This is a genomic window from Sphingomonas sp. (genome assembly GCF_019635515.1).
Lineage (GTDB): Bacteria > Pseudomonadota > Alphaproteobacteria > Sphingomonadales > Sphingomonadaceae > Sphingomonas.
Genome location: NZ_JAHBZI010000001.1, coordinates 394,739 through 411,884 on the forward strand (window position 1 = coordinate 394,739; position 17,146 = coordinate 411,884).

Consider the following 17,146-nt stretch of genomic DNA (forward strand, 5'->3'; position numbering starts at 1 on the left):
GTGGTGCAGCCCAAGGCCGTCATCTTCGATGTCGGCAAGGTGTTGTTCGACTGGGAACCGCGATATCTCTACGAGCGCCTGATCGGTGACGATCGGGCGCTCGAAGCGTTTCTGGCCAATGTCGTCACCAGGGACTGGCATTTCCAGCACGATGCAGGGCGTCCGTTCGCGGAGACGTCTGCCGAGCTGATTGCGCAATTTCCCGAGCACGCCGATCTGATTCGCGCCTGGGGCCCGCGCTTCAACGAAACGATTCGCAATCCCATCCCCGGCATGGCCGAGATCGTCGCCGAGCTCGATGCCGCCGGCGTGCCCCTGTTCGCGATCACCAATTTCTCGGGCGAGTTCTGGCGGCCGTTCGCCGCCGCGCATCGCGACCTGTTCGATCGCTTTCAGGGCATCGTCGTCTCGGGCGACGAAAAGCTGATGAAGCCGGATCCCGCGATCTACCGTCTTGCGCTCGATCGCTTCGGTCTGGAGCCCGGCGAAGCCGTTTTCGTCGACGACAACCTCGCCAACGTCACCGCGGCCAGCGCGCTCGGCATCCATGCGGTGCTGTTCACCTGCGCCGCGGGCTTCCGCGACAGCCTCGTCAGGTTCGGGCTGCTGGCGCCATAGCCTTTAGCCCGGAAGATGTCGGGAGCATCCCCGGCCACCAGTACGGCTGGCGACCGGCAGCAGGTCAGGCTTCACTGCTTCTTTCCCGTATAGAAGCCGAACTCGGCCTTGCACGCCGCATAGCCCGCCTGATCGAACGGCGGCGGCTTGGTGATGTCCATCGCCCGCGCCATGTCCGCCGAATATTGCGGTGAGGAGATGCCTTCCCGCTGCTTGGCGGCGAGCGACAATTGGCTCACATCGTTGAGCCAGAGATCGTCGTTCATGAACTTGCCGGTGCGCTTGTAATAGGTCTCGCTGTTGTACCAGGCGGTGGTCAGGCAATCCATGATGCGCCGGTAGCTCGGGTCCTGCGCCGCGATCGGCGTGGCGGCGGCGAGCAGCATCGCGCTCAACATCGGTGATCCCTCCCTGTTGCCCGGCGAATGTTCCCGCCCGCGCCGCGTGGGTCAATCCCCGCCGATCATTTGGCCGGCTCGCCGCGCGCCTCGCGCCATGCGCTCTCGATCAGCGGATCGAGCGCATAGTCGGTGAACCAGATCGACAGCCAGGCATCGCCCCCGGCAAAGGCGCGGCGCTCCGCGCTGAAATCGGTCTTCGCGCCCACTTCCTCCAATGGCGTGCCCGCAGCCAGCGGCGTCACCTGCTTGCGCACCGCATCGGTGAACGCGATCAGCTGGCGGAGATAGCGGTGATCGCGCATCGGCGTGCCATGCCCGGGCACCAGCACCGCGAAGTCATAGGCATCGATCCGCGCCAGTGTCCTGACCATCTCGGACGGCTTGACGTTGAACATATAGGGGATCGGCGCCACCACTGCGTCGCCCGCCGCCAGAACGCGCTGGCGCGGCAGCCAGACGATCGCGTCGCCATCGGTGTTTGCGGCGCCGAGAAACCGGATCTCGACCGGGACATCCTTGTCATCGATCCGGTAGCTGTCGGTGAACACCGTATCGGGCAGGATCAGATAGGTGCCGGCGACATCGCCGATCCGCGCTTCGGTCGCCGTGGCGGCATCGGCCCATTCGGCGCGCACCGTGGCGGGCAGCGACGCGTCCGCCGCGCTCTCGCGGAACTGCGCGATCGCCTTCTTCAGCCCGTCGATCCGCGCCGCTTCGAATTCGGGCGAGGGTTCTCGCTTGAGCCCGCCCATCGTCTCGGTTTCCATATGCTCGCGCGTCCGCACCGTCGAAATGATCCTCGCCGCCGGCCATTCGGCGCGGATCGCGGCAATGCCGCCGGGATGATCGCTATGCCAATGGGTGAAGATCACCGCTTTCACCGGCAGCCGCGTGATCGCCTTCACATGCGCCACCACGCGCTTGCCCACGCCATAGGTCGCGCCGGTATCGACCAGCACCACCCCGTCGCTCTGCTCGATCACCACGACATTGCCGATGACCCCGGCGAAGGTCCGTTCGGGCTGGCGCAACACGTGCACGCGCGGCGCGACCTGTTCGGCGGTCTGGATGTGCGACAGGGTCTGCGCGGCGGCGGGGCCTATGGGCAGCACCGGCAGCGCGGCGAGGAAAAGGGCGTGAAGACCGAAGCGAGGCAGCATGGATGCGGGCTCCTGACAGGAAGCCGCACGCCTTCCACCCGCCGCGCCGCGTGCCAATTAAAGATCGGCTAAAGCTTCGATAAAGCGCGGCGTTCAGCTTGCTTCGCCGTCGCCCTTGTAGCTCCTGAGCTCATCGCCGACGAGGGTGACGACATGGAGCACATTGGTCGATCCCGGGGTGCGGAACGGCACGCCGGCGCACAGGATCAGCCGGTCGCCCGCCGCGGCGATATGGTGCCGCATCGCCATCCGCTTCGACTTCGCGACCATTTCCTCGAACGAATCGACATCGCGGGTATGAACGGCGTGCGTGCCCCACAGCAGCCCCAGCCGCCGCGCGGTCTCGATCTTGGGTGTCAGCACCATGATCGGCACCGATGGCCGCTCGCGGGCGATGCGCCGCGCCGTCGATCCCGACGAGGTGAAGCACAGGATCGCCGTTGCCGATACCGTGCTGGCGATGGTCTTCGCCGCTTCCGAAAGCGCGTCGGCGGTGGTCGGATCGGGGCGGGTGATCGTGAAATGGACGCGGTCGCCATGCGTCGGGTCGCGCTCCACCGCGTCGGCGATCGAGTTCATCATCGCCACCGATTCGACCGGCCATCTGCCCGCCGCGCTCTCCGCCGAGAGCATGATCGCGTCGGCGCCGTCATAGACCGCGGTGGCGACGTCGGAGACTTCGGCGCGGGTCGGCGAGGGGCTCTCGATCATCGATTCGAGCATCTGCGTCGCGACGATCACCGGCCGGCCCATCCGCCGCGCGGTCTCGACGATGCGCTTCTGCAGCGGCGGCACGCTCTGCGGTGGCAATTCGACGCCCAGGTCGCCGCGCGCGACCATCACCCCGTCGCACTGCTCGACGATTTCGTCGAGCCGGGCGATCGCGGAGGGCTTCTCGATCTTGGCGAGCAACGCCGCCTTGCCCTGGATCAGCCGCCGGGCCTCCATCAGATCCTCGGGCCGCTGCACGAACGAGAGGGCGATCCAGTCCGCGCCCATTTCGCATGCGAATGCGAGATCGCTGCGGTCCTTCTCGGTCAGCGCCGCCAGCGGCAGCACCATGTCGGGGACGTTGAGCCCCTTGTTGTTCGACAGTGCGCCGCCGACCTCGACGATGGTGGTCAGCCGGTCCGGCTGGGCCGTCACGACCCGCAGCACCAGCTTGCCGTCGTCGAGCAGCAGCCGGGCATCGGCATGCGCCGCCTCGAAAATCTCGCGGTGGGGCAGCTCGACGCGGGTCGCGTCGCCCGGCGTCGGATCGCGGTCGAGAATGAACTCGTGCCCCGCCATCAGCATCACCTTGCCCTCGGCGAACTTGCCGACGCGCAGCTTCGGGCCCTGCAGATCGGCGAGGATCGTCGTCGGCCGGCCGAGCTTCTTCTCCAGCCCGCGGATCGCTTCGAACACCGCGACCTTCGATTGCTGGTCGCCATGGCTCATATTGATGCGGAAGGCGTCGGCGCCGGCGTCGAACAGCCGCTCGATCATCTCGGGGGTCGAACTCGCCGGCCCCAGTGTCGCGAGGATGCGGACCTTGCGGGAGCGGGGGCTTATGGCCTTTGTCATCGCTGTCATTCCTCGGCCAAAGTTCGGCGGTTGTGCGTGGCTGCCTCTAGCCCCAAATGCGAAGCGATCAACCCGGAGGTGCATATGGACGATCTCGACAGGCTCGACGACGCGACGGCGGCTCAGGCGTTCCGCCGCCTTGTCCGTCATCTGCGCCATCGCAAGGACGCCGAAAATATCGATCTGATGGGGCTTGCCGGCTTCTGCCGCAACTGCCTGGCCGATTGGGTGGCGGAGGCCGATGGCCGGCTCTCGAAGGACGAAGCGCGCCGCATCATCTACGGCATGCCCTTCAGCGAGTGGAAGGCAAAGCACCAGGGAGAGGCCAGCGAGGCGCAGCTCGCCCGCATGGAAGCGAGCATGCGCAGGAACGAGGACGCGCTCGACGAAGCCCTGGACGAGAGCTTCCCCGCCTCCGATCCGCCTTCGATGACCCAGCCCAATCGATAGGGCCAATCGATAAGGGTTGAGGCACGCGCCGGGCTTCTCTATCGCCCCCGCTTCATCCCATCAGGAGCCAAAAATGTCCGATTCTGTTTCCGCCGAGCAACTGCGCCTGTTCATCGAGCGCATCGAGCGGCTCGAGGAAGAGAAGAAGGGCATCGCCGACGATATCAAGGACGTCTATGCCGAGGCCAAGTCGACCGGCTTCGACACCAAGACGATGCGCGCGATCGTGCGGCTGCGTAAGATGGAAAAGCATCACCGCGACGAAGCCGACGCGTTGCTCGAGACCTATCGCAACGCGCTCGGGCTGCACTGATCCGCCGTCGCACGGCGCCCCGCCTGCATTTTCGTCGCCATATCCGGCATGTCCGTCGCATTTTCCTACGCGGCGCCGGATGGTCCAGATAGTGTGTTGCTTTAGTGCGACACCAATGGACCGTGGGAGGAAACATGCGCAATCTCGTCATCGCTCTGGGGCTGCTGGGGCTTGGCGCTCCCGCCATGGCCCAGCAGGCGCAGCCACAGCCTGTTGCCGCCGCATTCGATCGCAAGGCGGCCCTCGATGCCGTCGCGGCGCTGGCGGACGCGCTCGAGAAGCGTTTCGTGTTCCCCGAAACCGCGCGTGCCTATGCGGCGATGCTGCGCGCCAAGCTTGCCGCGGGCGCCTATGCCGGCATTGCCGACGCCGAGACGCTGGCGAACACCGTGACCGCCGATCTCCAGGCCGTGGCCGCCGATGGCCATCTGCGCATGCGCGCGCCGGGCGGCGGGGCCCCGGTTCGCGGCTCCGGCGGCGCGGGCACGCAGCCGCGCCGGCCCGATCCGATCGAGCAGCCCGGCTGGATCGCGCCTGGCGTCGCCTATATCCGGTTCAACGCCTTTCTCGGGGGAGACGAGGCCAAGCAGTTCGCCGCGTTCCTCGACACCCATCTGGGCGCCAGGACGCTGATCATCGACGCGCGCACCCATCATGGCGGCGGGCTCGACGAGATGGACCAGCTGTTCCCGCGCATCTTCGCCAAGCCGCAGACCGTGATGGTGATGGACACCCGCGGCGACGTCGGCGTGTTCGAGATATCCGATACGGTGGTCGCCGTCGAAGCGCCCGGTGACGTCCGGCGCTCCGAGCACCGTGTCGCGCCCGGTGCCGATTCGCCGTGGCGCGGCGCGAAGATCTATTATCTGACCTCGGGCCGCACCGCCTCGGCCGGCGAGCATCTCGCGACGGTGTTCAAATATACCGGGCGGGCGACGCTGATCGGCGAGACGACCGCCGGCGCCGGCAATTATGGCGGCAGTGTCGAGCTGCCGGGCGGCTATTCCGCCTTCATCCCGGTCGGTCACAGCTATTTTCCCGGCACGCGGGGCTGGGAAGGCACCGGCGTCGCTCCCGATATCGCCGTCGCGCCCGAGCGCGCGCTGGTCGAGGCGCTGGTCCGCGCCGGGGTGGCGCCGGCCGAAGCAGAGACGCTGTCCGCCAGCCATGTCCCGGGGGAGCCGATGGTCCGGCGCAGACCGCTGCGGCCTTGAGCGTTGCGGAACGACGGAAGACTGGCCTAGAGACGCCCGGTCCTATTACCGAAGAGAACCTCCGTGGCCGGTCATTCCAAATTCAAGAACATCATGCATCGCAAGGGCGCGCAGGATAAGAAGCGTTCCAACCTGTTCTCCAAATTGAGCCGTGAAATCACCGTCGCGGCCAAGATGGGCATGCCCGATCCCGAGATGAACCCGCGCCTGCGCGCGGCGGTCAATGCCGCCAAGGCGCAGTCGATGCCCAAGGACAATATCCAGCGCTCGATCGACAAGGCGAGCAAGGGCGATGGCGAGAATTACGAAGAGATCCGCTACGAGGCGTTCGGCCCCGGCGGCGTGTCGCTGATCGTCGAGACGCTGACCGACAACCGCAACCGCACCGTCACCAACGTCCGCACCGCGATCAGCAAGAATGGCGGCAATCTCGGCGCGCCCGGCTCGGTCGCGCACGCCTTCGACCGGATGGGCCTGATCAACTATCCGGCCAGCGCCGGCGATCCCGACAAGGTCTTCGAAGCGGCGCTGGAAGCCGGCGCCGAGGACGTGGCCAGTTCCGAGGACGGCCACGAGATCTGGACCGGTCAGGGCGACCTCCACGAAGTCGCCAAGGCATTGGAGCCGGTGCTCGGCGAAGCCGAAGGCGCGAAGCTCGCCTGGCGCCCGCAGACCATGGTCGAAGTCGACGAAGGCGATGCCGGCACCCTGCTCAAGCTGCTCGACGTGCTCGACGACGATGACGACGTCCAGACCGTCTGGGGCAATTACGAAATCTCCGATGCGGTCATGGAGAAACTGGGTTGAGGCAAACGCCCTCTCCCGTCGGGAGAGGGAAGGGGCCCGCTCGCGAAGCGAGTGGGAAAGGTGAGGGCCGCCGCCTCCATCCCGCACTCAGCCTTCCGCAGCCTCGCTGCTCCCTTGCTCTCCAGACGGGAGAGGGAATTTGATCCTCCTCGGCCTCGATCCCGGCCTTGGCACCACCGGTTGGGGCCTGATCCGCGCCGAGGGCAACCGCTTGAGCCATATCGCCAATGGCCGGCTCAGGACCGACACCGCCGCCCCGCTCGCGCGCCGGCTCGCGCACCTCGATGCGATGCTCGCCGCCCTGATCGCCGATCACGCGCCGGACGCCGCGGCTTGCGAGGAGGTCTTCGTCAATTCCAATCCGCAATCGACATTGAAGCTCGGCCAGGCGCGCGGGGTCGTGCTGTGTGCCGCCGCCCGTGCCGGGCTGGAGGTCGGCGAATATGCCGCGCGGCTGGTCAAGAAGTCGGTGGTCGGCACCGGGCAGGCGGAAAAGGCGCAGGTCCATGCGATGGTCGCGCGCCTGCTTCCCGGCGCCAGGATCGACGGCCCCGATGCCGCCGATGCCCTCGCGGTGGCGATCTGCCACGCGCACCATATGGCCAGCGCGCGCCGCCTCGGCTGAAAAGGCTTTCCTACCGGGCAATGTTCCTGTTAGGTTCCCCGCGATGCGGGCCCATGCACCTTTCCAACACCACCCTGCGGGCGTGAATATTGTGTGCCCTGAAAACACTAAACTTCCTCAACATTCGCGGGTCTCGCCATGATCGCGCACCTCAAGGGCCGCCTTGCCGCGACCGGCGCGGATCACGCGGTGATCGACGTGAACGGCGTCGGCTATCTGGTCGGCGCTTCGGCCCGCACGCTCGATGCTCTGGGCGCGATCGACAATCTCGTGACGATCCACACCGAGATGCTGGTCTCGGAGGATTCGATCCGCCTGATGGGCTTCGCCTCGGCCGCCGAGCGCGACTGGTTCCGCCTGCTGACCTCGGTGCAGGGGGTCGGCGCCAAGGTCGCGCTGGCGATCCTCTCGATCCTGTCGCCTGAAGAGGTCCAGACCGCCGTTGCCCGCGCCGACAGCGCGATGATCGCGCGCGCCAACGGCGTCGGTCCCAAACTCGCCCAGCGCATCGTCAACGAATTGAAGGACAAGGCCGGCGGCGTCGCGCTCGGCGGGGCCGGTGCGGCCGCGCCGAAAGGCGGCGCGGCGGCGGATGCGGTCTCGGCGCTACTCAACCTCGGCTTCAAGCCAGCCGAAGCCGCAAGCGCGGTCGCTGCCGCTCAAGAAGAGCTGGGCGCGGCGGCGACGCTCGACGCGCTGGTGCGGATGGCGCTACGGAAGGTGGCGAAGTGAGGGGTGTCTGGAAGGAAACCGAACGCCATCTCATCGGTCAGCCGCTTCGCCTGATGCGTCGCGAGAATGACTGGGCGTTCGATTTCGGCGACGCTGCGACCATATGTGTGGGCTGCTTGTGGCGGATGCGCAGCGAGGCGCTACTGCTGACAAGCGAGGACTCCGATCGACAATTTGGTTTGCCGGAGCCCATTGATGCTGCGTCCCGCTGCAATGAAATTGTTGCGGGCGCCGTCGTGGACGCGATTGCCTTCGACCAGCAGACTGGCGACCTGACATTGGACATGTCGAACGGCGTCAAGGTGGAATTGATTACCGACTCAAGCGGATATGAGAGCTGGCAAGTCTACGCTGGCGATGAATTGAGAGCGGTAGGTGGAAACGGTGGCTTGCGATGAAAGCGCGAGCCGCGACCCGCCTCTCACGCCACGCGCTTCTCCGGCGCCAGCAAAGCCTCGATACCGCTGCGCTCGCGCAGGATGTGGCGGTGGAGCATCGCCATCATGCCGCTGGCGTCGCGGCGATATTCGGCTTCGTGCCCCTCGATCCCGCTCGCGGTCCAGCGTCCGAGATAGACGCGGAAGGTCTCGCCCAGCGCGACGCAATCGATCTTCATCCGCTGCGCGATCCGCGAATCCTCGGGCGCGCCATGGCGGGTGAGCGGATCGAAGATGCGCTGGTGCTTGAACATCTGGTAGCCGGTCAGCAGCCGGGTAAGCTTCCAGCGCGCATGGGCGGTCGCCAGCGCGTCGATGGTGTCCGCCGTCAGCAGCGTCTGCGTCTCGGCCATCCCGGCCTTTATGTCGGTCTGGTGGGCGTAGAGTTGCGCGAGGATGCCTGTGTTCATGGCATGCTTGTGCCGCGGTCAGGGTGTTCAGCGCTTTACCCGCCCCATCCGTGCGAACCCGCATCCGGGTCACCCCGCGTCCGGCGAACTGCGTATTCTCGACAGGCGATGCCCTCGATGGCTAGGGGCGGCGTATGACCGACGCCGACCTCATCATGATCCTTAAGGATCGCGACCAAAGGGCGCGCCTTGCGCTTCGCGGAGCGGGGTTCGCATTTGTCGCGATGTTCGCAACCGGGCTGGCTGTGCGCGGCATTGCCGATCCCGGCGCGCTGTTTGTGATTGCCTTGGCTGCTGGGCTGCTGACCATGCCGGTCGCGCTGGGCCTGGGCGTTTTCGCAATTGCCCGCGGTCCGGTTTTGGTTGTGTTCGCTTCTCTGTTCGCGATGGTTACCGTCGTCCTCGGAGCGCTGGTGATGTGGGATGCGCTGATGTCTTCGCAATCGACCGCCGGCATCGCATTCTTCCTGCTGCCCATGGCCGAAATGGCCGCTTTCACGGTGGTGCTGACGGCCGGTCTCGTAGGCGACGCTATCCTCGGAACGCGCGGCAAATCCTCATGACCGACACCCACCGCATCCTCGCCCCCGCGCGCAAGACCAGTCTCGCTGACATCGTGTCATTTGCGATGGCGCTGCGAGGCGCGAGATGATGTTTCTCGCTCTTATCGTGGCAGGCGCGCAGGACATTCCGCCAAGCTCTCGCATTGCCCATCCCGTAGTCCGGTGCTGGGCGGGCGAGAAAGTCGGGGGCAGTTCCGATATTACGTCTTTCGATACGCACGATGATGTGTCGCCTTATCTGATCACGCACAATCGAGACCTGCTCTTCAAGGGCGATCAAGTCGAGCAGGACTATAATTTCATCGATTATTGGTTCGGGGAGCCCGCAAGGCCGATACATGCGCGCCACTATCTCCGCGACGAGCGTGTGACGGTCGATCTGCCGACGCCCGAGGGAGTCTCGATGTCGCTCGACCAACTCCGCGCGGCCTTTCCGCCCGAGATACTTTGCTATCTGCAGAAGCGCTTCGATCAGATCGAGGTCAGGACGGACGACGGCTATGTAGAACTATGGTCGAGCCGGAAATGACCGACGCCGACCGTATCCTGACCCCTGCGCGCAAGCCCGAGGATATCGACGCCGCGCTGCGCCCGAAGTCGCTCGACGAATTCGTCGGCCAGCGCGCCGCGCGCGAGAATCTGCGGGTGTTCGTCCAGGCGGCCAAATCGCGCGGCGAGGCGCTCGATCATGTCCTGTTCTTCGGCCCGCCCGGCCTCGGCAAGACCACGCTGGCCCAGATCGTCGCGCGCGAGATGGGCGTCGGCTTTCGCGCCACCTCGGGCCCGGTCATCGCCAAGGCGGGCGATCTCGCCGCCTTGCTCACCAATCTCGAGGATGGCGATGTGCTGTTCATCGACGAGATCCACCGGCTCAATCCCGCGGTCGAGGAAGTCCTCTATCCGGCGATGGAGGATCGCGCCCTCGATCTGATGATCGGCGAGGGCCCCTCGGCGCGCTCGGTCCGTATCGATCTGCCGCGCTTCACGCTGATCGGCGCGACCACGCGGCAGGGATTGCTCACCCAGCCGCTGCGCGACCGCTTCGGCATTCCGGTTCGCCTGCAATTCTACACCGTCGATGAGCTTGAGCGCGTCGTCGCGCGTGCCGCGCAATTGCTCGACCTCCATGTCGCGGAGGACGGCGCCCACGAGATCGCCAGACGCTCGCGTGGCACGCCGCGCATCGCCGGCCGCCTGCTGCGCCGCGTGCGCGACTTCGCCAACGTGCTGGGCGAAGCGATCGTCCACGCGAAAGCCGCCGACGCCGCGCTCACCCGGCTGGAGGTGGACGAGCTCGGCCTCGACAGCATGGACCGCCGCTATCTCGGCATGATCGCCGGCATCTACAAAGGCGGCCCGGTCGGCGTCGAGACGCTGGCGGCCGGCCTCAGCGAGCCGCGCGACACGATCGAGGAAGTGATCGAGCCCTATCTGATCCAGATCGGCATGATCGCCAGGACCGCGCGCGGCCGCTGCCTCAACCCGGCCGGGTGGAAGCATCTCGGGCTGGAGCCTCCGTCCAATGCGCAGGACGGGCTGTTCGACTAGGGCTTGAGCGAGAAGATCGCTTCGACCGGGCATCCCAGCGCCGCCGCCAGCTTGAGCGCCAGCGTGGTGGAGGGGACGAACACGCCATTCTCCACCGTGTTGATCGTCTTGCGCGTCACGCCCACCGCCTCGGCGAGCGCGGCCTGGGTCAGGCCGTGCTCGGCGCGCAGCTCGCGCAGGCGGTTGGCGAGCTCAGCCATCCTTGAGCGCGCGGCGCTCGAGCATGCCGAAGCGGAGCAGCGCCGCGCCGACCCCCAGCGTCAGCACCCGGTGAATGGCTTCGCGCGCGGTCACCGGCTCGAACGCCGAGAGGATATAGGCCGCCACGCAGGTCAGCATCGCCGCCCAGAAGCCGAAGGCGATGGCGCGCAGCCGGTGCTCGCGGCTCAGCTCGTCGTTGAGCAACGCGCGTACCTTCCTGCTGCGGAACAGCCCGCCGCCGGTGGCAAGCAGCAGCAGCAACGCCAGCGCCCAGACCAGCCATGCCGAGATTCTCGTCGCGTCCACGGCACGCATCGGCTGGGCGGCATTGCCGAAATAGATCGCCTGGCCCGAGAGGAAGATCAGCGCCATTGCCGGCAGCACCCGCGCGCGCCGGTGGGTCAGCCGTTCGGCGATCTCCTGATCGGTTTCGTAAGCCATGATTTTCGTCCCTTTTGCGTAACCTATAGGTGACATGTAACCCATGCGTTACATCGCTGCAAGGGGATTCCCCGGGGTTTCGCTCGCGACTCCGCTGGGTTAGGAGCCCCGGCATGGACCGCGACAACGCCTTCCTGCCACCCATCGGCCGTATCGAGGGTCAGGCGCATCATTTCGTCCTGCGTGTCTATTTCGAGGACACCGACCTTACCGGCGTGGTCTATCACGCCAATTATCTCAGGTTCATGGAGCGCGCCCGCTCGGATATGCTGCTCGCCGCCGGGATCGACCAGCGCGCGGTGCAGGAAGCGGGCGAGGGCGCCTATGCGATCAGCAATCTCGGCATTCGCTATCGTCAGCCGGCACGGCTGGGCGATGAACTGACGGTGGTCAGCCGTCTCCTGCGGCTTCGCGCCGCGTCTGTGGATATTCATCAACGAGTAATGCGCGGGGCTGAAATATTGACCGAAGCGGATGTGGAAGCGGCGTTCGTCGCTCCCGGTGGGCGGCCGCGTCGCCAGCCGGCCGCTTGGGTCTCGGCGTTCGAGCCGTTGATCTGGAAGGGGAAAGAATAAGTGGAGTTCTTCAGCACCGACGCCGCGACCATGTCTCCGGTCGGCCTGTTCCTGCAGGCGGACTGGATCGTGCGCGCCGTTATGGCCGGCCTGCTGCTCGCGAGCCTGTGGACCTGGGCGATCATCCTGAGCTTCGGCTTCAAGATTTCGGGCGTGCGCAAGGCGATCGACAAGTTCGAGGCCGAATATCGCGAAGCCGACGATATCGACGAGTTTCACCGCCGCGTCGCCGGGCGCGATCAGCCGATCAGCCGCGTATTCTCGGCGGGCGTCACCGAGTGGCGCCGCTCGACGGCGGGCAAGGCGATCGACCGCGAAGGCACCCGCGAGCGCCTCGGCACCACAATGGGCGCGACGATCGCGCAGGAGATCGATCGCCTGGCCGATCGGCTCAACTTCCTCGCCACCGTCGCTTCCTCGGCGCCGTTCGTCGGTCTGTTCGGCACGGTCTGGGGGATCATGCGCAGCTTCACCAACATCGCCAAGGAGCAGAGCTCGTCGCTGGCGGTGGTCGCTCCCGGCATCGCCGAGGCGCTGTTCGCCACCGCGATCGGCCTGTTCGCCGCGATCCCCGCGCTGATCGCCTACAATCGCTATTCGCACGGCATCAACCGCGTCGAGCAGCGCCTCAACCGCTTCGCCGACGGCTTCCACGCGACGCTCAGCCGCCGCCTGGAGATGGAGGCGTGAGGATGGCCTGCTTGATCCTCGCCGGCACGGGGAGGGGGACCAGCCGCAGGCTGGTGGAGGGGGCGTGCCGCAAGCGCTTCGCTATGAGGAGAGCCCCCTCCGTCAGCGCGTTGCGCTGCCACCTCCCCGGTACGGGGAGGATCTGAGGCATGGCGATGCACCTGCCCTCCGGCAAAGGCCGCGGCCGCCGCTCGCCGATGGCGGACATCAACGTCACGCCGCTCGTCGATGTGATGCTGGTGTTGCTGATCATCTTCATGGTCACCGCGCCGCTGCTGACGGCCGGCGTGCCGGTGAATTTGCCCGAAAGCCGCGCCAAGGCGCTCGAGCAGGAGCAGAAGCCCGTCCAGATCGCGATCGACGAGGCCGGCAAGGTGTTCGTCGACAATGAGGAAGTCACGGACGCCGCGCTGGCTGCCAAGCTCGAGGCCATCGCCGCCCGCCCCGCTGGCCCTGACGGCAAGCCCGCCCAGATCTTCCTGCGTGCCGATCAGGCGCTCGGCTACGGCAAGGTCATGAAGGTGATGGGCGAATTGAACCGCGCCGGGCTCAACCGCGTTTCGCTGCTCACCAATGCGAGCAGCGCCAGTCCGGGCAGCAAGCCCTGATGGATCGCATCGAGGGAACCGGGCTGACGATAGCTATCCTGGGCCATGCCGCCCTGCTCGGCTTCCTGTCGGCGACGTTCCTGCACCCGGCCGAACCGGTCAAGATCGAGCAGACGCCGATCGAGGTGTCGTTGTCCGACGATATTGGGCTCGAGACCACCGCACCCGAGATCAGCCATGAGGAGATGGCGGCCAAGCTTTCGCCGCTCGACGCCCCGGTCGAGCCGGAAAGCGCGCCGCCCGAACCCCAGCCCGAGCCACAACCGGCCAAGCCCGAACCGACTCCGCCCAAGCCGCAGCCCGCGCCCGCGATCAAACCGCAGCCGCCGGAAAAGCCGGCTCCGGCCAGGCCCAGCGCGCAGCCCCAGCCCAATCGTCCGGTCAAGCCGTCGGGCGGCCTGCCCGATTACGCCAAGGAGCTGGGGCAGGGGAACAAGCCGAGCGAGAGCAACTCGACCAAGCCGCCCGCCTCCGCCACCGGGTCGGATGTCGCTAGCTATACCGCGGCGATCCTCCGCCAGGTCCAGCCCTGCGCCAATCGTCAGGTGACGCCGGGACCGGGGGCCGAGCGGATTCGCGTGACCGTCCTGCTCAAGCTCAACCGTGACGGTTCGCTGGGCGCCGATCCGCAGATCATCGCGGTCGATGGCGATGACGAGGACAATAGCCGCTATGTTGCCCGTGTCCGCGATCTCGCGCGCGCGGTGTTCAAGGGCTGTTCGCCGATCACCGGACTGCCGCCCGCCTTGTACGATGTTCCCCGTGGTTGGCAGACGGTTCGTTTGCGTTACAAATTGCCTGGATGAGGAAGCCGATGAAGATTGTTCCAACCCTTGCCCTCGCTTTCAGCCTGGCTGGCGGCACCGCCTATGCGCAAACCCCGCCGGTGGCACCCCCGGTGCAGGTGGCGGAAGAGGATCCCGTCATCGATGTGGTCGGCGGCATCTCCGCGCCGATGCCGATCGCGATCCCGGTGATGCCGACTTCGGCAGTCGCCGCCACGCCCGCCGGTTCGACCGATGTGCTCGGCCGCCAGCTTTCCGAGATCATCACCAACGATCTGCGCAATTCCGGGCTGTTCACGCCGCTGTCGCAGGATCGCCTGCTCCCCGTCGCCTATTCGCAAGTGACCGCGCCCGCCTATCACAATTGGGGCGCGACCGGCGCGCAGGCGCTGGTGCAGGGCTATGTCCGTGCCAATGGCAATGGCAGCCTGACCGTCGGCTGCTATCTCTACGATATCGCCTCGCGTGCCGAGATGATCCGCGAAGGCTTCGTCGTCTCGCCCGCCGACTGGCGCCGCGCCGCGCACAAATGCGCCGATGCGATCTATACGCGCCTGACCGGCGAAGGCCCCTATTTCGACAGCCAGCTCGTCTATGTCGCCGAGCAGGGGCCCAAGAACCGCCGCCGCAAGCAGCTGGCGATCATGGATCAGGATGGCGCCAATCATCGCTTCATCACCAATGGCCAGTCGATCGTTCTGACCCCGCGGCTGTCGCCGAAGCAGAACCAGATCGTGTTCATGAGCTATGAGAACAAGCGGCCTTCGATCCGCATCTACGATCTCGGCTCGCGCACCACGCGCCTTCTGGTCGATAATGCCAGCCTCACCTTCGCGCCGCGCTTTTCGCCCAATGGCCAGAATGTGCTGTTCTCGATGTCGGTCGCCGGCAACACCGATCTCTACACCGTGCCCGCAGCGGGCGGCACGCCGCGCCGGCTGACCAGCGCGCCCGGCATCGATACCGGCGGCAGCTATTCGCCTGATGGTTCGAAGATCGTTTTCGAAAGCGATCGCGGCGGCACCCAGCAGCTCTATGTGATGAATGCCGATGGCAGCGATCAGAAGCGGATCAGCTTCGGCGGCGGCCGCTATGCCACGCCGGCCTGGAGCCCGCGCGGCGATCTGGTCGCCTTCACCCGCACCGGCGGCGGCGCCTTCCGCATCGGTGTGATGTCGCCCTCGGGCGGTGGCGAGAAGCTGCTGACCAACAGCTGGGGCGATGAAGGCCCGACCTGGTCGCCCAATGGCCGCGTGCTGATGTTCTTCCGCACGGCGCAGGGTTCGGGGCGCCCGGACCTCTGGTCGGTCGATCTCACCGGGGTCAACGCCCGCAAGATTCCGACCCCGCTCGACGGATCCGATCCCAGTTGGGGACCGATCCGCCCGTGATTCGTTGCGCTTGAAGCGTGCTTTTGTGCCCCGGACGGGCTAGTGTTCGTGAAAATGGAGGAAAGAACGATGGCAAAAGTGATGACCAGCGTGGTGCTGGGCCTGGCGCTTGTCGCAACCGCGGGTTGCACCAAGAAGCGCATCACCGACGTGCCCCCGGGCCCGATCACCGACAATGGCGGCGGCTTCGACAACAGCTCGGGCGAGGAAGGCTCGAGCGCGCTCAACGAGCAGTTCAAGCGCGAAGTCTCGAGCAACACGGTGCATTTCGCCTTCGATCAGTATGACATCGATGGCGAGGCGCGCGCGATCCTCGACAGCCAGGCGCGCTGGCTCGCCGCGCATCCCGGCGTGCGCATCACCATCGAGGGGCATTGCGACGAGCGTGGCACCCGCGAGTACAACCTCGCGCTGGGCGACCGCCGCGCTAACGCCGCCAAGAACTATCTCGCGGCGCGCGGCATCTCGCCCTCGCAGATCAACACGATCAGCTACGGCAAGGAACGTCCGGTCGCCCTCGGCTCGGACGAATCGAGCTGGGCGCAGAACCGCCGCGCGGTGACCATCGTCATCAGCTAAGCCCTTCGCAGGCAGGTTCGAAGGCCGTCGGAGCACGCGCTCCGGCGGCCTTTTCTTTTTGTTCTTGCCGCACCCTCCAAACCGATATAAATAAGATATCATAATTATCGGGAGGCTTTGATGACCGACGACCGTTCCGCAACCCATGCGCTGCGCCAGAGCCGCGAGAAGACCGCGAGCACCGCCAGCGGCTATGGCATGCTTCTCGTGCTGCTGCTCTCGATTGTCGCGGGCGCCGCCGCGCTCACCCAGATCGACCGGATGAACGATGCGATCGTGGTCCCCTGGCTCATCGCCTCGGTCGTCGTTTTTCTCTTTGTTTCCATGGGCTTCTATCTGCTCCAGCCCAATCAGGCGGCGGTGATCACCTTGTTCGGCGACTATCGCGGCACCGATCGCACCACCGGGCTGCGCTGGACCTGGCCGTGGATGGGCAAGAAGAAGATCTCGGCGCGCGCCAACAACATCATTTCCGAGCGGATCAAGGTCAACGATCTGCGCGGCAACCCGATCGAGATGGCGGCGCAGGTGGTGTGGCGCGTGACCGACACCGCCCAGGCGCTATTCGACGTCGACGATTACAAGGCGTTCGTGAACGTCCAGATCGAAGCCGCCGTCCGCACCATCGGTTCGCGCTATCCTTATGACGATTTCGAGCATCAGGAGATCACGTTGCGCGGCAATCACGATCAGGTCGGCAGCGAGCTCCGCGCCGAGCTGATCGCCCGGCTGACCGTCGCCGGGATCACCGTCGACGAATGCGGCTTCACCCATCTGGCCTATGCGCAGGAGATCGCCGGAGCGATGCTGCGCCGCCAGCAGGCCCAGGCGGTGGTCGCCGCGCGCCAGACGCTTGTCGAGGGCGCGGTCGGCATGGTCGAGATGGCGCTCGATCACCTCTCGGCCAAGAACGTCGTCGAGCTTGATGACGAGCGCCGCGCCGCGATGGTCTCGAATCTGATGGTGGTGCTGTGCGGCGAGCGCGACACCCAGCCGGTGGTCAATGCGGGCTCGCTGTACCAATAGGCTGGT

At 66.2% G+C, this 17,146-nt stretch carries 24 protein-coding genes; 18 read left to right on the forward strand and 6 right to left on the reverse strand.

All coding sequences use genetic code 11. From position 1 onward, the window contains the following. Positions 1 to 3: 3 nt before the first annotated feature. On the forward strand, positions 4 to 618 hold the full coding sequence (locus KF730_RS02005) for an HAD family phosphatase (protein ID WP_294091892.1): 615 nt from the start codon (positions 4 to 6) through the stop codon (positions 616 to 618). A gap of 71 nt (positions 619 to 689) precedes the next feature. Here the strand turns inward: KF730_RS02005 and KF730_RS02010 are convergent, their stop codons facing one another. The 3 genes from KF730_RS02010 to pyk form a co-directional block, all read right to left on the reverse strand. Continuing rightward, the gene (locus KF730_RS02010; protein ID WP_294091893.1) at positions 690 to 1,016 is read right to left on the reverse strand and encodes a hypothetical protein; all 327 of its coding nucleotides are present in this window, start codon (positions 1,014 to 1,016) and stop codon (positions 690 to 692) included. Between the two features lie 65 nt (positions 1,017 to 1,081). Further along, entirely contained in the window at positions 1,082 to 2,179 is a 1,098-nt protein-coding gene (locus KF730_RS02015; RefSeq protein ID WP_294091895.1) for an MBL fold metallo-hydrolase, read from the reverse strand. Between the two features lie 93 nt (positions 2,180 to 2,272). Further along, positions 2,273 to 3,745, reverse strand: coding sequence for a pyruvate kinase (pyk, locus tag KF730_RS02020; protein ID WP_294091898.1), 1,473 nt, complete (start codon positions 3,743 to 3,745; stop codon positions 2,273 to 2,275). A gap of 36 nt (positions 3,746 to 3,781) precedes the next feature. Here pyk and KF730_RS02025 point away from each other — a divergent pair, with 36 nt between their 5' ends. The 7 genes from KF730_RS02025 (at position 3,782) to KF730_RS02055 (ending at position 8,284) form a co-directional block, all read left to right on the forward strand. Beyond that, positions 3,782 to 4,195, forward strand: coding sequence for a DUF1244 domain-containing protein (locus KF730_RS02025; RefSeq protein ID WP_294091900.1), 414 nt, complete (start codon positions 3,782 to 3,784; stop codon positions 4,193 to 4,195). 73 nt (positions 4,196 to 4,268) lie between these two features. Continuing rightward, complete coding sequence (locus KF730_RS02030) at positions 4,269 to 4,508, forward strand: DUF2312 domain-containing protein (protein WP_294091902.1); 240 nt, start codon at positions 4,269 to 4,271, stop codon at positions 4,506 to 4,508. A 134-nt stretch (positions 4,509 to 4,642) separates the two neighbouring features. Continuing rightward, positions 4,643 to 5,722 (forward strand): S41 family peptidase, encoded by a 1,080-nt coding sequence (locus tag KF730_RS02035; protein ID WP_294091904.1) that lies wholly within the window; start codon positions 4,643 to 4,645, stop codon positions 5,720 to 5,722. A gap of 63 nt (positions 5,723 to 5,785) precedes the next feature. Then, positions 5,786 to 6,529 (forward strand): YebC/PmpR family DNA-binding transcriptional regulator, encoded by a 744-nt coding sequence (locus tag KF730_RS02040; RefSeq protein ID WP_294091906.1) that lies wholly within the window; start codon positions 5,786 to 5,788, stop codon positions 6,527 to 6,529. A gap of 139 nt (positions 6,530 to 6,668) precedes the next feature. Next, the gene (gene ruvC / locus KF730_RS02045; protein ID WP_294091907.1) at positions 6,669 to 7,154 is read left to right on the forward strand and encodes a crossover junction endodeoxyribonuclease RuvC; all 486 of its coding nucleotides are present in this window, start codon (positions 6,669 to 6,671) and stop codon (positions 7,152 to 7,154) included. A 138-nt stretch (positions 7,155 to 7,292) separates the two neighbouring features. Next, complete coding sequence (gene ruvA / locus KF730_RS02050) at positions 7,293 to 7,886, forward strand: Holliday junction branch migration protein RuvA (RefSeq protein WP_294091909.1); 594 nt, start codon at positions 7,293 to 7,295, stop codon at positions 7,884 to 7,886. Further along, entirely contained in the window at positions 7,883 to 8,284 is a 402-nt protein-coding gene (locus tag KF730_RS02055) for a hypothetical protein (protein ID WP_294091911.1), read from the forward strand. The genes ruvA and KF730_RS02055 overlap by 4 nt, the downstream gene beginning before the upstream one ends. A gap of 23 nt (positions 8,285 to 8,307) precedes the next feature. Here KF730_RS02055 and KF730_RS02060 read toward each other — a convergent pair whose 3' ends face one another. Continuing rightward, a complete protein-coding gene (locus KF730_RS02060) occupies positions 8,308 to 8,733 on the reverse strand; it encodes a hypothetical protein (RefSeq protein WP_294091913.1) in 426 nt (141 codons plus the stop codon). Positions 8,734 to 8,867: 134 nt separating this feature from the next. On the opposite strand from KF730_RS02060, the gene KF730_RS02065 reads away from it, so the two are divergent. The 3 genes from KF730_RS02065 (at position 8,868) to ruvB (ending at position 10,844) form a co-directional block, all read left to right on the forward strand. Further along, positions 8,868 to 9,296: a hypothetical protein gene (locus KF730_RS02065; RefSeq protein WP_294091914.1), complete on the forward strand. Its 429-nt coding sequence runs from the start codon at positions 8,868 to 8,870 to the stop codon at positions 9,294 to 9,296. A gap of 226 nt (positions 9,297 to 9,522) precedes the next feature. Next, the gene (locus KF730_RS02070; protein WP_294091915.1) at positions 9,523 to 9,825 is read left to right on the forward strand and encodes a hypothetical protein; all 303 of its coding nucleotides are present in this window, start codon (positions 9,523 to 9,525) and stop codon (positions 9,823 to 9,825) included. Then, on the forward strand, positions 9,822 to 10,844 hold the full coding sequence (gene ruvB / locus KF730_RS02075) for a Holliday junction branch migration DNA helicase RuvB (protein ID WP_294091917.1): 1,023 nt from the start codon (positions 9,822 to 9,824) through the stop codon (positions 10,842 to 10,844). Before KF730_RS02070 ends, ruvB begins: the two co-directional genes overlap by 4 nt. Here ruvB and KF730_RS02080 read toward each other — a convergent pair. Beyond that, positions 10,841 to 11,044, reverse strand: a complete 204-nt coding sequence (locus KF730_RS02080; protein WP_294091919.1) for a helix-turn-helix transcriptional regulator — start codon at positions 11,042 to 11,044, stop codon at positions 10,841 to 10,843. The genes ruvB and KF730_RS02080 overlap by 4 nt on opposite strands. Next, positions 11,037 to 11,486, reverse strand: a complete 450-nt coding sequence (locus KF730_RS02085) for a hypothetical protein (protein WP_294091920.1) — start codon at positions 11,484 to 11,486, stop codon at positions 11,037 to 11,039. Before KF730_RS02085 ends, KF730_RS02080 begins: the two co-directional genes overlap by 8 nt. A gap of 113 nt (positions 11,487 to 11,599) precedes the next feature. On the opposite strand from KF730_RS02085, the gene KF730_RS02090 reads away from it, so the two are divergent. The 7 genes from KF730_RS02090 to KF730_RS02120 all read left to right on the forward strand — a co-directional run bounded on the left by KF730_RS02090 (position 11,600) and on the right by KF730_RS02120 (position 17,140). Beyond that, a complete protein-coding gene (locus tag KF730_RS02090; RefSeq protein ID WP_294091921.1) occupies positions 11,600 to 12,061 on the forward strand; it encodes a YbgC/FadM family acyl-CoA thioesterase in 462 nt (153 codons plus the stop codon). A gap of 30 nt (positions 12,062 to 12,091) precedes the next feature. Beyond that, on the forward strand, positions 12,092 to 12,751 hold the full coding sequence (gene tolQ, locus KF730_RS02095; RefSeq protein WP_294095656.1) for a protein TolQ: 660 nt from the start codon (positions 12,092 to 12,094) through the stop codon (positions 12,749 to 12,751). A gap of 149 nt (positions 12,752 to 12,900) precedes the next feature. Continuing rightward, the gene (tolR, locus tag KF730_RS02100; RefSeq protein ID WP_294091922.1) at positions 12,901 to 13,359 is read left to right on the forward strand and encodes a protein TolR; all 459 of its coding nucleotides are present in this window, start codon (positions 12,901 to 12,903) and stop codon (positions 13,357 to 13,359) included. Continuing rightward, positions 13,359 to 14,165 carry a cell envelope biogenesis protein TolA gene (locus KF730_RS02105; protein ID WP_294091923.1) on the forward strand — a complete coding sequence of 269 codons (807 nt, stop codon included), beginning with the start codon at positions 13,359 to 13,361 and terminating at the stop codon, positions 14,163 to 14,165. The genes tolR and KF730_RS02105 overlap by 1 nt, the downstream gene beginning before the upstream one ends. A gap of 8 nt (positions 14,166 to 14,173) precedes the next feature. Beyond that, positions 14,174 to 15,535 carry a Tol-Pal system beta propeller repeat protein TolB gene (gene tolB, locus KF730_RS02110; RefSeq protein WP_294091924.1) on the forward strand — a complete coding sequence of 454 codons (1,362 nt, stop codon included), beginning with the start codon at positions 14,174 to 14,176 and terminating at the stop codon, positions 15,533 to 15,535. Between the two features lie 69 nt (positions 15,536 to 15,604). Continuing rightward, positions 15,605 to 16,114 carry a peptidoglycan-associated lipoprotein Pal gene (gene pal, locus KF730_RS02115; RefSeq protein ID WP_294091925.1) on the forward strand — a complete coding sequence of 170 codons (510 nt, stop codon included), beginning with the start codon at positions 15,605 to 15,607 and terminating at the stop codon, positions 16,112 to 16,114. Positions 16,115 to 16,234: 120 nt separating this feature from the next. Continuing rightward, positions 16,235 to 17,140, forward strand: a complete 906-nt coding sequence (locus tag KF730_RS02120) for an SPFH domain-containing protein (protein WP_294091926.1) — start codon at positions 16,235 to 16,237, stop codon at positions 17,138 to 17,140. Positions 17,141 to 17,146 lie beyond the last annotated feature (6 nt).

Coding starts and splice junctions, on each gene's coding strand:
- KF730_RS02010 (WP_294091893.1), bottom strand. CDS start 1,016: ATGTTGAGCGCGATGCTGCTCGCCGCCGCCACGCCGATCGCGGCGCAG.
- KF730_RS02015 (WP_294091895.1), bottom strand. CDS start 2,179: ATGCTGCCTCGCTTCGGTCTTCACGCCCTTTTCCTCGCCGCGCTGCCG.
- pyk (WP_294091898.1), bottom strand. CDS start 3,745: ATGACAAAGGCCATAAGCCCCCGCTCCCGCAAGGTCCGCATCCTCGCG.
- KF730_RS02030 (WP_294091902.1), top strand. CDS start 4,269: ATGTCCGATTCTGTTTCCGCCGAGCAACTGCGCCTGTTCATCGAGCGC.
- KF730_RS02035 (WP_294091904.1), top strand. CDS start 4,643: ATGCGCAATCTCGTCATCGCTCTGGGGCTGCTGGGGCTTGGCGCTCCC.
- ruvA (WP_294091909.1), top strand. CDS start 7,293: ATGATCGCGCACCTCAAGGGCCGCCTTGCCGCGACCGGCGCGGATCAC.
- KF730_RS02060 (WP_294091913.1), bottom strand. CDS start 8,733: ATGAACACAGGCATCCTCGCGCAACTCTACGCCCACCAGACCGACATA.
- KF730_RS02065 (WP_294091914.1), top strand. CDS start 8,868: ATGACCGACGCCGACCTCATCATGATCCTTAAGGATCGCGACCAAAGG.
- ruvB (WP_294091917.1), top strand. CDS start 9,822: ATGACCGACGCCGACCGTATCCTGACCCCTGCGCGCAAGCCCGAGGAT.
- KF730_RS02080 (WP_294091919.1), bottom strand. CDS start 11,044: ATGGCTGAGCTCGCCAACCGCCTGCGCGAGCTGCGCGCCGAGCACGGC.
- KF730_RS02085 (WP_294091920.1), bottom strand. CDS start 11,486: ATGGCTTACGAAACCGATCAGGAGATCGCCGAACGGCTGACCCACCGG.
- KF730_RS02090 (WP_294091921.1), top strand. CDS start 11,600: ATGGACCGCGACAACGCCTTCCTGCCACCCATCGGCCGTATCGAGGGT.
- tolQ (WP_294095656.1), top strand. CDS start 12,092: ATGTCTCCGGTCGGCCTGTTCCTGCAGGCGGACTGGATCGTGCGCGCC.
- tolR (WP_294091922.1), top strand. CDS start 12,901: ATGGCGATGCACCTGCCCTCCGGCAAAGGCCGCGGCCGCCGCTCGCCG.
- KF730_RS02105 (WP_294091923.1), top strand. CDS start 13,359: ATGGATCGCATCGAGGGAACCGGGCTGACGATAGCTATCCTGGGCCAT.
- tolB (WP_294091924.1), top strand. CDS start 14,174: ATGAAGATTGTTCCAACCCTTGCCCTCGCTTTCAGCCTGGCTGGCGGC.
- pal (WP_294091925.1), top strand. CDS start 15,605: ATGGCAAAAGTGATGACCAGCGTGGTGCTGGGCCTGGCGCTTGTCGCA.
- KF730_RS02120 (WP_294091926.1), top strand. CDS start 16,235: ATGACCGACGACCGTTCCGCAACCCATGCGCTGCGCCAGAGCCGCGAG.